Annotated in this window: 9 protein-coding genes and 1 tRNA gene; 8 read left to right on the forward strand and 2 right to left on the reverse strand. The window is 64.2% G+C overall.

Annotated elements, in window-relative coordinates; genetic code table 11:
• Window positions 1-307 precede the first annotated feature (307 nt).
• Entirely contained in the window at window positions 308-829 is a 522-nt protein-coding gene (locus tag AC1RKI_RS23710) for a hypothetical protein (RefSeq protein WP_492797811.1), read from the reverse strand.
• Between the two features lie 653 nt (window positions 830-1,482).
• Window positions 1,483-3,105 carry a hypothetical protein gene (locus tag AC1RKI_RS23715; RefSeq protein ID WP_492797809.1) on the reverse strand — a complete coding sequence of 541 codons (1,623 nt, stop codon included), beginning with the start codon at window positions 3,103-3,105 and terminating at the stop codon, window positions 1,483-1,485.
• 404 nt (window positions 3,106-3,509) lie between these two features.
• On the opposite strand from AC1RKI_RS23715, the gene AC1RKI_RS23720 reads away from it, so the two are divergent.
• The 8 genes from AC1RKI_RS23720 (at window position 3,510) to AC1RKI_RS23755 (ending at window position 15,569) form a co-directional block, all read left to right on the forward strand.
• Window positions 3,510-6,122 carry an autotransporter family protein gene (locus tag AC1RKI_RS23720; RefSeq protein WP_492797807.1) on the forward strand — a complete coding sequence of 871 codons (2,613 nt, stop codon included), beginning with the start codon at window positions 3,510-3,512 and terminating at the stop codon, window positions 6,120-6,122.
• A gap of 118 nt (window positions 6,123-6,240) precedes the next feature.
• Complete coding sequence (fdnG, locus tag AC1RKI_RS23725) at window positions 6,241-9,309, forward strand: formate dehydrogenase-N subunit alpha (protein ID WP_244788440.1); 3,069 nt, start codon at window positions 6,241-6,243, stop codon at window positions 9,307-9,309.
• A gap of 10 nt (window positions 9,310-9,319) precedes the next feature.
• The gene (gene fdxH, locus AC1RKI_RS23730; protein ID WP_084003933.1) at window positions 9,320-10,294 is read left to right on the forward strand and encodes a formate dehydrogenase subunit beta; all 975 of its coding nucleotides are present in this window, start codon (window positions 9,320-9,322) and stop codon (window positions 10,292-10,294) included.
• Window positions 10,281-10,925: a formate dehydrogenase subunit gamma gene (locus AC1RKI_RS23735; RefSeq protein WP_061955717.1), complete on the forward strand. Its 645-nt coding sequence runs from the start codon at window positions 10,281-10,283 to the stop codon at window positions 10,923-10,925. Before fdxH ends, AC1RKI_RS23735 begins: the two co-directional genes overlap by 14 nt.
• A 40-nt stretch (window positions 10,926-10,965) precedes the next feature.
• Window positions 10,966-11,940 (forward strand): formate dehydrogenase accessory protein FdhE, encoded by a 975-nt coding sequence (gene fdhE / locus AC1RKI_RS23740; RefSeq protein WP_492797804.1) that lies wholly within the window; start codon window positions 10,966-10,968, stop codon window positions 11,938-11,940.
• A 7-nt stretch (window positions 11,941-11,947) separates the two neighbouring features.
• Complete coding sequence (gene selA / locus AC1RKI_RS23745) at window positions 11,948-13,372, forward strand: L-seryl-tRNA(Sec) selenium transferase (protein WP_492797822.1); 1,425 nt, start codon at window positions 11,948-11,950, stop codon at window positions 13,370-13,372.
• Window positions 13,369-15,495: a selenocysteine-specific translation elongation factor gene (selB, locus tag AC1RKI_RS23750; RefSeq protein WP_492797802.1), complete on the forward strand. Its 2,127-nt coding sequence runs from the start codon at window positions 13,369-13,371 to the stop codon at window positions 15,493-15,495. Before selA ends, selB begins: the two co-directional genes overlap by 4 nt.
• Window positions 15,474-15,569 (forward strand) — tRNA-Sec (locus AC1RKI_RS23755). Before selB ends, AC1RKI_RS23755 begins: the two co-directional genes overlap by 22 nt.
• The last annotated feature ends 130 nt before the right edge of the window (window positions 15,570-15,699 follow it).

Genomic DNA, 15,699 nt, shown 5'->3' on the forward strand with positions numbered 1-15,699 from the left:
ACATTCTCGTGCGTCAAAACCTTACGCCGCTATCCGACAAGCGAGAACAGCCAATGCGTCGCGCAAACAACAGAAACAGAATAAAATCTAAAATAATATTTTTATGATTTACAGATATTTATCTTTTGATTACTGAAATCACGAACACGGAAATACGTGACATTCCGATATAAGAAATATCTAGTGCTTACACAAAATAAATTGCGGAAGCTTTACGTCGAACGTTTGTCTCAAGCCGCGCTGTCCGGTCAGGTCAAGGCGGCATCGGAGATGCTTCGTGACGGCCGCCTGATTGTGAAGGGACCGATTATCGGCAACCCCACTTATTTAACTGCTGCTTTGCGACACCAGCCTTTTTGTATTTGTAAGTCATCTTTCTTCCCTCCCGGAGGCCATCGAACCCCACACCAAATTTCCTTGCCAGAGAATCGTTTGAATGTAGGCTCTTCACGCCGTTGATGTTTATGATTTGCGGATCGTACGCAAATACCTCATAAATACTGCCTCCCGTATTCAATGCTGGGATATCAGCACTCCATGAAACTATTACGAACAATTTCTCGGGAGCGCAGGCTTTAAATACACTTACTATTGCCGGAGGTGATGCTCCCTCTGGCGGATAATGCCCGACCATCACTAGATCCGATTTATCAGTAATTAATCTCATATCGACGCCATCTCTACTTGACGCTGCGTCCTTATACTCAATCACCGATTTAGGACCGACGAAACCAATTGAATAACGATGCAGCCCATCCGATTCCGATGCGCGCGAGCATGTCGTTGAAAACAGTAGAATTATAAAAAACAATTTCTTAATGGCCGCCATATTTATTTAAATATCAATAAAAGAAATTTAATTCAGTGCAATTCCGAATGCATTGAACCACCCCACGATCATGGGCTGGTTGATTCAAGTTGAGGGCAGCTCGGGCGGTAGACATTTGAATGTTTCGGATAACAATTTGTCTTAGCTTCGGCCCGCGGGATATACCCAAGGGGTTCCCGACTGGAGACGCATGAATCCGTTGAACTGGCCCCGTTGGAATGGGTGACCTAGTTCAATACCTCCGGCTGATGGAATCGGGGTGGCCTGAGCGCTGCACGTTACGACGTTTTCATTTAGCCGGGAATTGCCGATACATCGCGCAACGACGAAAGTTAAACAACGTTCAAAATCAGTCGAATCCTATGGAAACACTGACTAAAAGTAATGCCCAAAGCCGGACGACGACGATACCACTCAAGTTTTACCGCATGCTTGTCGAGCACTGAGCGAACATGAAAAAAACGGTTCGACCAGATCGGCGTCACGCTGTGCAAACGTGAGCTGATGATGAGAGGACACGAAGCCCTTGAAGCACGTGCCAATAAATGCCTGCGATGCATCCACCTGCGCGCGGCAATAAAAAACCCGCCTATGCAGGCGGGTTTTCAACGGAACCAGACGTCCGACGGCTTACACGCCGCGATCGCCGGATTTTACGGACGATTCACCGAAACGTCGAAGTATGGCTTGCTGACGTGCAGGCCGAGGTTCACGCCAACGCCGGTATTGCCCAGCGCCAGTTGCACCGCTTCGTCGGCACTGCTGCTCTTGGCGCGATAGCGCAAGCCGGTTGCCGGCACGTTCAGCTTCCAGGCATCCACACGACCGTCTTCGATACGCTTGCGGGTGTAGATGTTGTTGACTGGATCCGTGCTGAGGATCTCCGTCGACGCGCGCGAGAAATTGACGCTTCCATCCGAGAAGGCGACGTAGTCCCAATACGCGTTCTTGCTACCCACTGCCGGCAGCGTGCGCACGACTTGTTTGCTGGCAACCATGAGGGAACCCTGATCGCTGACCACGGCGGACACTACCCCGTCCGTGCTCTTGAATGCGATGGCGACCGTGCTGCCGTTCGCGCCGCTGGCCAGGAAGGATCCGTCCGCCTGCTTGACGAAGGAGGGCAGCGATGCTGCGTCCCACGGCGTGCAGACGTTATCGTCGTTGCAGGACGCGGCTGCCGTCATCTTGCCGTTGGCGTCCAGCGTGAAGGTGGAGCGCGACGTGGGGGCCGAGCCGCTGCCCAACGCTACGGCCACGGCGTTCCAGTCGCCGGCCAGATCGGACAACGGCAATTGCTGCACAGGCACCATGAACATCGGGAAGCCGGTCGGCACGTCGTTCGGCGTCTGCATCAGCACGCTCACGCCGAGCTTCGACACCAGCACGCTGATGGGCACGTCCTTCAATGCGAAGCGGCAGTTTTCGTCGGTCGGCGTGAGAAGCACGGTCGATGCGACAGCGGTTGCCGAAACCGTGTTGGCCGCAAACTTCTGCGTCAGCGTCAGCGCGTCGGCGTCGATGGTTACCGACGTGGCCGTTGCCGTGCCAGGCCCTGCCAGGAAATACTCGCCGGTGCGCAGGCCCGCGCAGGTGGCCGATGCTTTCTGCAGCAGCGTTCCCAGCGCGGCGCTGCCGGCATTGCTGACGATGGCCGTGGCTAGGTCGTCCACAGTGGCCTTCGACGATTTCAGGCGGGCGCCCAGCGTATCGAGCAGTTGATCGAGCGCGTTGCCGGGCTTGCCGTTGTTGGCGGCCACCAGTGCGCCCTTGAGCGGGTCGAAGCCGTTCAGGTCGACGACGCCGGTCAGCGCCAGACGCACCGTTTCGCTGGAGGTAGACAGGTTTGCCGACGTCAGACGGCCTTGCGCGGCGGCGTCGAACTGGTTGAAGAACGCGGTGGTGCTGCCCTGTGCCAGCGCAGCCGTGATCAGTTCGGTGAAGGGCGAGATGTTGGCGACGGCGGTGGTGCCGCTACCGGCTTCCACCACGGAATGCAGCACCGTATTGTCAGGCGTGGTCACGCTCAGCACGCAGGGGCGAACGGCGTTCGCGATATTGATCGTGAATGTGCCATCGGCGGCGGTCGTCGCGCTGCCGCTGCCCGATGCGCACTTGGCCTGCACGGTGGCATTTTCCAGCGCCGCGCCAACCGCCGCGGTGCCGCTGATCGACGTGGTGGTAACCGTGGGCGTTGCCGACGGCGCGCCATCTCCGCCACCGCAGGCGGAAAGCACTGCAGCGGTCAAACCCGTCAAAAGAAGTCTCGATTTCATCCCTGTTATCTCGTTATGTTGATTTTTTGGATCGGAACAGCCGACCCTGGCTGTCTTTATCGATCGATGCGCATTTCGCACGGCCCGCGCGGACCGTGCCAGGCGACGTGAAGTGTGTCGCAACCCTTTTAAGCCGAATAACCCCCCGACGAGGGAATTGACATATCTGCGGTTTCACTTATTTCTGTCGATTGCGGCCCGTATCGCGACTGACTGGGTCAAACATCGGCAGGGAATCGTTCGCCTGTATGCGACGAGGCGATCCGCGACTAGCAGCGCAATTTTTACTATGCTCGTTGGCATGCAAAGCACGGAGACGACGCTTGCGACCGACGACGCGTGCCCCCGCCTTGCATTCCAGATCGACGTGCGCCTGCGCGCCCCCGCAGGCCCGACCGATCGCAATGGCCGTTGCCATGACGCTGCTGGCAATGCCGACAGCGGCGCTGGCCGAATGCGACAACATCGCGCCGGCTTCTGGCACGTCAGTCAATTGCACGGGCAGCATCACGGCGCCTGCACGGGCCGATGTGGGTGCCACCAATGTGTCGATCAATATTGCGCCCGGTGCGTCAGGCAGTTTTGTCAATGCTGTCAATCCGGTCGCGATGCGGGTCGATAGTGGCAGCAGCGTCAGCAACGGCGGCAGTTTGTCGCTGAGCGGCGGCGCGGCCTCCGGTAGCAATCGCGGCGCCGTGCTGCTGGGCCGCGGCAACGGCAATACGCTGACCAACGCGACACAGGGCGTGATCGCCACCACGGGCGCGTTCAACGACGCCATGGCCGCCAACGGCAGCAACAACACGCTGGTCAACCAGGGCGTGATCCGCACGGCCGGTCCAAACGCCTACGGCATGACCGCGGCATGGGGCCAGACCAACACCGGACAGACCGGCAACGGCCTGATCAATAGCGGATCGATCAGCACCACGGGCAGCAATGCACGCGCGATGTCGATCCTGGGCGGCAGCGGCACGGCCACCAACCAGGGCAGCCTGCTGACCACCGGCACATCGAGTTTCGGCGTCTATCTGCAGGGCAACGGCGACCGGATGACCAACAGCGGCAGCATCGAGACGCGCGGGGCTGGCGCCGATGCGGTGTTCTCGAATACGGCCGGCAGCAGTTTCACGGCGACCGTGGAAAACCAGGCGGGCGGCCAGATCGTGAGCCGTCAAGCAGCAGCGATCCGCACGCTCAACGGCGCCACCACCGTCATCAACGCGGGGCTGCTGCAGAGCGACGCCGGCACCGCGGTGTCGATGGGCGCGGGCGCCAACACGCTGATCCTGCAGACCGGTTCGACGATTCGCGGCGCGGCGGACGGCGGCGGCAATGCCGCCACGCAACTGGTGCTCCAAGGCAGCGGCACCGCAGACAACGCCTTCAACCGCTTTGCGCTGATGCAGATGCAGGGTTCGGCGTGGACGTGGTCAGGCAGCGGCGTGTTCAACACGATCGACATTCAGAGTGGCACTCTGACCCTCGCCGGCGCGATCGGCGGCGCCGCGCAGGTGCGCACCGGCGCCACGCTGGCCGGCACCGGCACGCTGACCGGCAGCGTGACCAATCAGGGCGCGCTACATCCGGGCGACGGCAGCGGCGGCGGGCAGTTGACCATCGTCGGGGACTACACCGGCGCCAACGGCGTGCTGCAGACGGAATCGGTGCTCGGCAGCGATGGAGCGCCCGCGGCGCGCCTGGTGGTATCGGGTGGCGCCATCGGCGGCAATACCCTGATTTCGCTGGTCAATCTGAGTGGCGCGGGCGGGCTGACCACCGCGGACGGCATCCCGCTGGTGCTGGCCACTAACGGGACCACGTCCACCGCGACTGCATTCGCATTGCGCGGCGGATCGATCAGCGCGGGCCCCTATATCTACTACCTGTTCCATGGCGGCGCCTCTGCCGGGTCGGAAAACGGTTGGTATCTGCGATCGTCGCTGGTGCCTACGTCCGGCGCGGAAATCGCGCCAACTGCGGCGCCCGGCACGCCCGAATTGCCGGCGCCGGGCACGCCGGCGCTGCCGTCGCTGGACCTGGCCGATAGCGGGCCGGTGGTGCTCTATCGCCCCGAGGTGCCGCCGTACGCGGCCACGCCGGCGGTGGTGCGGCAGATCGGCTTCGACCAGATCGGCACCTTCCATGAGCGCCAGGGCCAGCAGGCGTTGCTCGACGAACGCGGGCGCTTGCCCGCCAGTTGGGCGCGCCTCTGGGGCGGCCGGATGCAACAGGGGCAGCAAGGCAGTGTCGACGCAGCGTTCGACGGCACCGTGGCGGGCGTGCAGATCGGGCAGGACGTCTATGCCGACGCGACGGCGAGCGGCCATCGCAATCACTACGGATTGATGCTGGGATTCGCGCGCGCATCGGGCGACGTCAACGGTTTCGCGCAGGGCTTCCGCGGGGCAACCGTCGGCACGCTGTCGGTCGATGCATACAGCCTGGGTGGCTATTGGACGCATGTCGGCCCGACCGGCTGGTACACCGACGCTGTGCTGCAGGGCAGCACGTTGATCGCCAACCCGCGCTCGGCGCGCGGCGTGGGCTCAAGCACGCATGGCACCGCCGCCTCCACGTCGATCGAAGCCGGCCTGCCGCTGCGGCTCGGCAACGGCTACGCCATCGAGCCGCAGGCGCAACTGATCTGGCAGCACATCTCGCTGAACGATATCGACGACGGCATCTCGCCGGTCAGCTTCCAGACCGCCAGCGGCTGGCTGGCGCGCGTGGGTGCGCGGGCGGAACGGCAATTCCAGCGCAACGGCGTGACGTGGATGCCGTGGCTGCGCGCCAACCTGCTGCGCAGTTTCGGCGGCACGGACCAGATCGTCTTCGCATCGACCGACGCCGTGGATGCGTCGCTGGCCAGCACGGCCGCACAGTTCGGCGCCGGCGTGGCAGCCCGGCTCGATCGCAGCAGCAGCCTGTACCTGACCGTGGCCTACACCACCAATCTTGATGGTGTGCACCGCAACAATCTCGGCGGCAACCTCGGCCTGCGCTGGCTCTGGTGACAGGCGCCCGCCGCGCGGCGGGCGCACATAGCGAAAACGCCACTATTGCCTATACTGTTCTCTGTCTTTGCAGATAAATCCATGACCGGGCGGCGGCCCGGTACTAGGAGGTTTCCCCATGGTTACGATGAACCGCCGACAGTTCCTGAAGTTCACGGGAGCGTCGCTGGCGGGTTCAAGCCTTGCGCTGGTCGGGTTCGCGCCCGACGCCGCGCTGGCGGAAGTGCGTGCCTACAAGCTGGCGCGCACCACCGAGACCCGCAATACCTGCCCCTACTGTTCGGTGGCATGTGGCCTGCTGATGTACAGCCTGGGCGACAAGGCAAAGAACGCCAAGGCCAGCATCATCCATATCGAGGGCGACCCCGATCACCCGGTCAATCGCGGCACGTTGTGCCCCAAGGGCGCGGGGCTGATCGATTTCATCCACAGCCCGAGCCGTCTGCAATATCCCGAGTACCGCGCGCCCGGATCGGACAAATGGCAGCGCATCAGCTGGGACGACGCGATCAACCGCATCGCCAAGCTGATGAAGCAGGACCGCGATGCCAACTTCGTCGAGAAGAACGATCAGGGCCAGACGGTCAACCGCTGGCTGACCACGGGCATGCTGGCGGCCTCTGCCAGCAGCAACGAGGTGGGTTACATCACGCACAAGACTGTCCGCAGTCTTGGCATGTTGGGGTTCGATAATCAGGCGCGTGTCTGACATGGCCCGACGGTGGCAGGTCTTGCCCCGACGTTTGGCCGTGGAGCGATGACGAACCATTGGGTCGACATCAAGAACGCGGATGTAATACTGATCATGGGCGGCAACGCCGCCGAAGCGCACCCGTGCGGCTTCAAATGGGTAACCGAAGCCAAGGCGCACAACAAGGCGCGCCTGATCGTGGTTGACCCGCGCTTCACGCGCTCGGCGTCCGTGGCCGACTATTACGTGCAGATCCGCACGGGGACCGACATCGTGTTCCTGGGCGGCGTGATCCGCTGGCTGCTCGAAAACGACCGGATCCAGCATGAATACGTGAAGAACTACACGGACTTCACGTTTATCGTGCGCGAGGATTTCCAGTTCGCGAACGGCCTGTTTTCCGGCTACGACGCGGAAAAGCGCAGCTACGCCAAGGAAAGCTGGGATTACGAACGCGGCGACGACGGCTACGTAAAGACCGATCCGACGCTCGCGCACCCGCGCTGCGTATTCAATCTGATGAAAGCGCATTACGCGCGCTATACGCCAGAAATGGTGGAGCGCGTGTGCGGCACGCCGAAGGACAAATTCCTGAAGGTGTGCGAGATGCTCGGCAGCACGGCCGCGCCCGACCGCGCCATGACGATCATGTATGCGCTGGGCTGGACGCAACATTCGGTTGGCTCGCAGATGATCCGCACCGGCGCCATGGTGCAACTGCTGCTGGGCAATATCGGCATCGCGGGCGGCGGCATGAACGCGCTGCGCGGGCATTCGAACATCCAGGGGCTGACCGACATCGGCCTGATGTCGAACCTGCTGCCCGGCTACCTGACGCTGCCCGCCGAATCGGAGCAGGACTACAACAAGTACATCGAGGCGCGCGCCTTCAAACCGCTACGGCCAAACCAGCTGAGCTACTGGCAAAACGTGCCGAAGTTCCACGTCAGCCTGATGAAGGCATGGTGGGGTCCGGCGGCCACTGCCGAAAACAACTGGGCGTTCGATTACCTGCCCAAGCTGGACAAGCCGTACGACCTGCTGCAGGTCTTCCAGCTGATGAACGAAGGCCGCATGAACGGGTACATCGCGCAGGGCTTCAACCCGCTGGCGGCAGCGCCCAACAAGGCCAAGCTGCAGAAGGGGCTGTCCAACCTGAAGTTCCTGGTGATCATGGACCCGCTGGCCACCGAGACTTCCGAGTTCTGGCGCAACGCGGGCGAAACGCACGACGTCGATTCGAAATCGATCAAGACCGAGGTGTTCCGTCTTCCCACCACCTGTTTTGCCGAGGAAAACGGCTCGCTGGTGAATTCCTCGCGCTGGCTGCAGTGGCACTGGCAGGGCGCCGATCCGCCCGGCGAGGCGCGCTCGGACATCGAGATCATGTCCGCGCTGTTCCTGAAGATCCGCGAGATGTACCAGAAGGACGGCGGCAAATTCCCGGATCCCATCGTCAACCTGTGGTGGCCGTACGCGGTGCCGCACTCGCCCACGCCCGACGAGCTGGCCAAGGAATTGTCCGGCCGCGCGCTGACCGATCTGGCCGATCCGAAGGATCCCACCAAGATCGTGCGCAAGGCCGGCGAGCAGTTGAACAGCTTTGGTGAACTGCAGGCCGACGGCAGCACGATGAGCGGTTGCTGGATCTACTGCGGGTCGTGGACGCAGGCCGGCAACCAGATGGCCAAGCGCGACAACTCGGACCCGACCAACATCGGCCAGACCCTGAACTGGGCCTGGGCGTGGCCGGCAAACCGGCGCGTGCTGTACAACCGCGCATCGTGCGATGTGAATGGCAAGCCGTTCAATCCAAACCGCAAGCTGATCGGCTGGAACGGATCGAGCTGGACCGGCTTCGACACACCCGACTTCAAGCTCGACGAGGATCCGGCCAAGGGCATGGGGCCGTTCATCATGCAGCCTGAAGGCGTGGCGCGCTTCTTTGCGCGCCAGAACCTGGTGGAAGGCCCGTTCCCCGAGCACTACGAGCCCTTCGAGAATCCGCTCGGCTACAACCTTCTCAACGATAAGGCGCCCAACGCGGTCAGCAATCCGGCCGCGCGCGTGTTCAAGCCGGACTGGGAGCAATTTGGCAAGCCCGATGCGTATCCGGTCATCGCCACCACCTACCGGCTGACCGAGCATTTCCACTACTGGACCAAGCACGCGCGCATCAACGCGATCCTGCAGCCGGAACAGTTCGTGGAAATTGGCGAGGACCTGGCCAAGCAGGTGGGCGTGGCGGCCGGCGACCGCGTCAAGGTGACGTCTACGCGCGGCTACATCAAGGCCGTGGCGCTGGTCACCAAGCGGATCAAGCCCTTCCACATCGACGGCAAGGTGGTGCACATGGTTGGCATTCCGCTGCATTGGGGCTTTACGGGGCTGACCAAGCCGGGCTACCTGGCCAACACGCTCACGCCATTCGTGGGCGACGGCAACACGCAGACGCCCGAATTCAAGTCGTTCATGGTGAAGGTCGAAAAGGCATAGGGGACACACGATGGCACTACAGTCTCTCGATATCGTGCGCCGCTCGGCCACCACCACGCCGTCGCCCAGCGTGCGCGCGCCGGTTACCGGCAGCGTGGCCAAGCTGATCGACACCACCAAGTGCATCGGCTGCAAGGCATGCCAGGCCGCCTGCATGGAATGGAACGACCTGCGCGGCGAGGTGGGCACCAACGTCGGCGTCTATGACAATCCCGCCGATCTGGACGAACACACGTGGACGCTGATGCGTTTCACCGAGTACGAGAATCCGAACGGCAATCTCGAATGGCTGATCCGCAAGGACGGCTGCATGCACTGCGAAGATCCGGGCTGCCTGAAGGCGTGTCCGGCGCCGGGCGCAATCGTGCAATACGCCAACGGCATCGTCGATTTCCACGAGGAAAACTGCATCGGCTGCGGCTACTGCGTTGCCGGTTGTCCGTTCAATATCCCGCGCATTTCGAAACAGGACCACAAGGCCTACAAGTGCACGCTGTGCTCGGATCGCGTGGCCGTGGGCCAGGAGCCCGCCTGCGTGAAGACGTGCCCGACCGGCGCAATCGTGTTCGGCACCAAGACCGACATGATCGCGCACGCGGAGGAACGCATCGAGGACCTGAAGACGCGCGGCTTCGACAAGGCCGGTCTGTACGATCCGGCCGGCGTCGGCGGCACGCACGTGATGTACGTGCTGCATCATGCCGACCAGCCCAGCCTCTATCACAACCTGCCCAACGATCCGCATATCAGTCCGCTGGTGAGCCTGTGGAAAGGCATCTCCAAGCCGCTGGCAGTGGCGGGCATGGCGCTGGCGGCGCTGGCCGGATTCTTCCACTACATCCGCGTGGGACCGAACGAAACCGGCCCCGAGGACGAAGCCGCGGCGGAAGACGAAATCGTGCGCTGGGGCCGCGACAACCCCAGGCCGCGCGGCACCCCCGATGAAATCGTGCCGCCAGAGGAGGTCCGCGATGAGAATCGATAAGCGCCGCGAGGCAACCATCCGCCGCTACAGCGCCGGCGAACGGACCAACCACTGGATCGTCGCGCTGACATTCGTCCTGATGGCGCTGTCGGGCCTCGCGCTGTTTCATCCGTCGATGTACTGGATGAGCGCCCTGCTGGGCGGCGGTACATGGACGCGGATCCTGCACCCGTTCATCGGCGTGGTGATGTTCGTGGCGTTCACGATTCTTGCGCTGCGATTCTGGCATCACAACCTGATCACGTGGAACGACCGCGAATGGCTGCGGCACGGCAGGGACGTGCTGACCAACCACGAGGAAAACCTGCCCGATGTGGGCCGCTACAACGCCGGACAGAAGCTGCTGTTCTTCGTGATGGTGTTCTGCCTGGTGCTGCTGCTGTTGAGCGGCATCGTGATGTGGCGGGCGTATTTCTCGGCATTGTTCCCGATCTGGGCGATCCGTCTTGCTGCTGTGGTGCATGCGGTTTGCGCCTTCGCGCTGATTTGCGGCATCATTGTGCACATCTATGCAGCGGTCTGGGTCAAGGGGTCGGTACAGGCGATGACGCGCGGCACGGTGACACCGGGCTGGGCGTGGAAGCATCATCGTGCGTGGTTCCGGGAAACCTTTCGGCCAGGCGACAAATAGGCGAGCAAGCTGACAGCGGCGCTCGCCAGAGGACGATACGATGGTGCAGCGCATTCTCGAGCCGTCAGAAATCGAGTCGATCGACCACGTTGCAATTGCGCGCGTGCGTCTGCCGGATCGCAACGAAGTCTTTGGCGCGCGGGCGCAACGCCTGCGCCAGCTTGCGCCATCGAATCCGATTGAACCCTACCTGCTGTTGATGGCCGCAGTGGCGGACGCACAGCACGAGGTTGCGCAGCGCATCGAGGTGCCCGCGCCGTCCGCCGACGACATCGCGCGCGCCGGCGAACACTGCATGCCGCTCGTGAATGCCCAGCACACCGACGCGCTGTACTCCGCCGGGCCCCTGTTCGAGCGGCTGGCCGTCACGGCAGGTGCACTCGCCGCGCCGCTGGCCGCTCTGCACGCGATGTCCGCCGATGCCCGCATCGCCCAGTTGCAGGCGCTGCTGGGTTTTGGCGACGCGCCGATCGACGCCACGGTCGCGCCGCTGCTGATGGCAGCGCTGCAAGTCGACCGCACCGTGCTGGCCAGCGCGCTGCGCGAGCGCGATATCCCGGTGCTCGATGTGCCAACCGTCTGCCCGGTCTGCGGCGTGCCGCCAGTGGCCAGCATCGTGCGCATCGGCGGGCGCTATCAGGGTCTGCGCTATCTGCATTGCGGCCTCTGCGCCACCGAATGGCACATGGTGCGCGTCAAATGCAGCCATTGCGAATCGACCGAAGGCATCAGCTACTACAGCGTGGAAGGTCACGGGGACGCGCTGAAGGCCGAAACCTGCGACCAGTGCCATCGCTACCGCAAGATCGGCTATATGGAAAAGGACCAGATGGTCGAACCCTTGGCCGACGACCTGGCGACGCTGGCGCTGGACGTGATGATGGGTGAAGCGGGCTATGGGCGCGCCAACGGCAATCCGCTGCTGTGGCTGGGCGACCAGAGCGATGAGGGTGACGGCGATGGCGAAGACTCCCGGGCCGGCGACGATGGCGGGACCGCGCGCGATGAACGATAGCGTGTCAATGCCGGCGCGGCCCGCCGACATCCCGTCCGTCGATCGGCTGCTCAACCATGCGACGATGCAGCCGCTGCTCGATCGCTATGGCCGCGCGCCGACCACCGCCGCGCTGCGGCAGATGCTCGACGCCCTGCGCGCCGAGGCTGTCGGGGGGACGCTGCCACGCCACGTACTCGGCGACGCCGCGCTGCGCGATGCGCTCGCCGCCCGACTGCTTCGCGCGCACCAGCCGCGCCTGCGCGCCGTGTTCAATCTGACCGGCACCGTGTTGCACACCAATCTGGGCCGCGCGCTGCTGCCGGATGCCGCGGTGCAGGCCGTGATGCGCGCGATGACCGCGCCGGCCAATCTCGAGTTCGATCTCGCTTCCGGTGGCCGCGGCGACCGCGACGATCTAATCGACGATCTGCTGCGCGAGCTGACGGGTGCCGAAGCCGCCACGGTGGTCAACAACAACGCAGCGGCCGTGCTGCTGATGCTGAACACGCTCGCGCCGCGACGCGAGGTCATCGTTTCGCGCGGCGAACTGGTCGAGATCGGCGGTGCCTTCCGCGTCCCGGACATCATGCAGCGTGCAGGCGTCAGGCTGGTCGAAGTCGGCACCACCAATCGCACGCATCCACACGACTACGCCAACGCCATCGGCGCGCGCACCGCGTTGCTGATGAAGGTGCATTGCAGCAACTACGAGATCACAGGCTTCACGCGCAGCGTCGACGTGGCGGAGGTGGTGCATCTTGCGCGCCCGCATGGCATTCCGGTGGTGGTTGATCTGGGCAGCGGCACGCTGTGCGATATGACGCGCTGGGGACTGCCGCGCGAGACCACGGTCCGCGAAACCATCGAGGCCGGCGCCGACCTGGTGACCTTCAGCGGCGACAAGCTGCTCGGCGGCCCGCAGGCGGGGCTGATCGTCGGGCGCGCGGATCTGATCGCGAAGATCAAGAAAAATCCGCTCAAGCGCGCGCTGCGCGTGGGCAAGCTGACCCTTGCCGCGCTGGAGCCCGTGCTGCGGCTGTATCGCGACCCCGACACGCTGGCGCAGGCGCTGCCGACACTGCGGCTGCTGACACGCCCCGCCGCCGAGATCGCCGACATGGCTCAGCGCCTGCTGCCGCCAATCGCCGCGGCGCTGGGGGATGCCTGGCAGGTGCAGGTGGTGCCGATGGTCAGCCAGATCGGCAGCGGTGCCATGCCAGGCGGGCAACTGCCAAGCTGCGGGTTGGCGATCGGTGTGCGCAACGCGGGCAAGCGTGGCGTCGGCCGCCGCCTGCAGCAGCTGGAAACGGCGTTGCGCGCGCAGCCGCGCCCCGTGATCGGCCGGATCAACGAGCAGGCGTTGTGGCTCGACCTGCGCTGCCTGGAAGCACCGGACGAAGCGGATTTCGTCGCGCAGTGGCCGCAACTGCCGGAGGCGGCGCGTCCATGATCGTCGGCACCGCGGGGCATATCGACCACGGCAAGACCACGCTGGTCCGCGCGCTCACGGGCGTCGACACCGATCGCCTCAAGGAAGAAAAAGCGCGCGGCATCTCGATCGAACTCGGTTACGCCTATACGCCGCTGCCGAACGGCGATGTGCTCGGCTATATCGATGTGCCCGGACACGAGCGGCTGATCCATACCATGGCCGCCGGTGCCAGCGGCATCGACCTGGCCTTGCTGGTGATTGCCGCCGACGATGGCGTGATGCCGCAGACGCGCGAGCATCTGGCCATCGTCGAACGGCTGGGCGTGCCGCGCGCCGTGGTGGCCCTGACTAAGACAGATCGCGTGGACGCGGCGCGATGCGACACAGTGCGCCGCGAAATTGCCGCGTGGCTGGCGGCCACCCCGTATGCGGACGCGCCATTGTTCGCGCTCGATGCCACCGATGCGCAGCACCCGGGCATCACGCAGCTGCGAGACTTCCTGCACGCCGCCGCCCAGGACCTGCCGGTCCATCGCGCCAGCGGCCTGTTCCGGCTGGCGGTCGATCGCGTATTCACGCTCGCCGGCCACGGCACGGTGGTCACCGGCACCGTTTTCAACGGCCGCGTCAACGTGGGCGATTCGATGCGGGTGGCGCCCGCCGGGCTGCCCGTGCGCGTGCGCAGCATTCACGCCCAGCAACGGCCCGCATCGATCGGCGTTGCCGGGCAACGCTGCGCGCTCAATCTCGCCAACGTCGAAAAGGACGACGTGCGACGCGGCGACTGGATCGTCGATGCCGCGCTGATGGCGCCGATCACGCGGCTCGACGTCGAGCTGACGCTGGCGCCGGGCTGGCATGCCGATGGCGCGGCGCGCAGCCACGCCGGCCGGAACAAGGACCGTGCCGATGCACAGGCACCGGGCGAGTTCCGCGTGGGCCATTGGACGCCGCTGCACGTGCATCTTGGCGCGGCGCATCGCACCGCCAACGTGGTGCTGCTGGACGCCGAATCGCTGGCGCCGGGCGGTTCGGCGCTGGCGCAGCTGGTCTTGTCCGCGCCGGTTGTCGCGCTGGCGGGCGACCGCTTCATCGTGCGCAATACGCAGGCCACGCAAACCGTGGGCGGCGGCGTGGTGCTCGACAACATTGCGCCCGAGCGCCATCGCCGCACGCCGCAGCGGCTGGGGTGGCTGCGCGGCATCCAGCGCATGATCGGTGGCGACGGCCTGTCGCCGCTGCTGGCGCACGCCCCGCATGGCATCACGCAAACGCGGCTGGTGCAGCTTACGGGTCTGACGCCCGGCGAATGGCAGTTGCCCGCCGATGTGCTGCGCATCGGCGACAGCCTGATCCTGTCGCGCCATCTCGATGCGCTGCGCGCCAGGGCAATCGACACGCTGGCTGCGTTTCATACGCGCATGCCGGACGAGCCGGGACTCGGCGCCGGGTCGCTGCGGCGCGTGGCTTTTGTTGGTGCGCCGATTCCCGATGCGCTGTGGTCGGCGCTGCTCGACACGCTGTTGCAGCAGCACGCGATCGAACGCCATGGCGGCTGGCTACGCCTACCCGGCCACGAGATCGCCTTCACCGACGCCGAGCGCGCGCTCGCGGGCACGCTGCTGCCGCGCGTGGCCGCCGGCGGCTTCGACCCGCCATGGGTGCGCCAGCACGCGGTGGCGCTCAACGCGCCGGAAGCGCACGTGCGTGCCGTGCTGCAAAAGCTGGCGCGGCAGGGTGCGGTGCATCAGGTGGTGCACGACCTGTTCTATGCGGCCGATGCGATCGAGACGCTGGCCACGCGGTTCGGCAATTTGGCGGCGATGCATCGCCATGTGCAGGCGGCCGTGTTCCGCGATGCCGTGGACCTCGGTCGCAAACGCGCGATCCAGATTCTGGAATTCTTCGATCGCGCGGGATACACTCGCCGCGTGGCCAACGCTCGCATGCTGCGCCCGGACAGCGAATGGCGGCCACACGCGTCAAGCGCCGGATCATCCAAGCCGGCCAGCGCCGAAACGGGCGAAAGCCCCGACGCTTCCAATGCGCCCGGCACGGCCGGCGGCGCACGGGGATCGGAACAGCGCGAAGTTGCGACGGACCGGGCGCCGTCATCCAAGGAAGGCATCCGTATCCGGTGATGCGGCCGGGCTTCAAACCCGGTTGGGGGCGCCAGACGTTCCCTGGTAGGTTCGACTCCTGCTGCTTTCCGCCATCTCTTTGGCCGGCATCTGCGCCAGTACCCCTCCAAACGAGCCTTTCCTGTTGCGCGCCACGTGACCTACCATGCATGAGCAGCGGTTGGGCATGTTTCGAGTCTCGAACTACTCATCCAAGGATCTTTC

This window comes from Cupriavidus sp. GW822-FHT06G04, from assembly GCF_058799075.1.

Excerpts from the sequence above, each read along its gene's own strand:
- AC1RKI_RS23710 (WP_492797811.1), bottom strand. The coding sequence starts at position 829 with ATGGCGGCCATTAAGAAATTGTTTTTTATAATTCTACTGTTTTCAACG.
- AC1RKI_RS23715 (WP_492797809.1), bottom strand. The coding sequence starts at position 3,105 with ATGAAATCGAGACTTCTTTTGACGGGTTTGACCGCTGCAGTGCTTTCC.
- AC1RKI_RS23720 (WP_492797807.1), top strand. The coding sequence starts at position 3,510 with ATGGCCGTTGCCATGACGCTGCTGGCAATGCCGACAGCGGCGCTGGCC.
- fdxH (WP_084003933.1), top strand. The coding sequence starts at position 9,320 with ATGGCACTACAGTCTCTCGATATCGTGCGCCGCTCGGCCACCACCACG.
- AC1RKI_RS23735 (WP_061955717.1), top strand. The coding sequence starts at position 10,281 with ATGAGAATCGATAAGCGCCGCGAGGCAACCATCCGCCGCTACAGCGCC.
- fdhE (WP_492797804.1), top strand. The coding sequence starts at position 10,966 with ATGGTGCAGCGCATTCTCGAGCCGTCAGAAATCGAGTCGATCGACCAC.
- selA (WP_492797822.1), top strand. The coding sequence starts at position 11,948 with ATGCCGGCGCGGCCCGCCGACATCCCGTCCGTCGATCGGCTGCTCAAC.
- selB (WP_492797802.1), top strand. The coding sequence starts at position 13,369 with ATGATCGTCGGCACCGCGGGGCATATCGACCACGGCAAGACCACGCTG.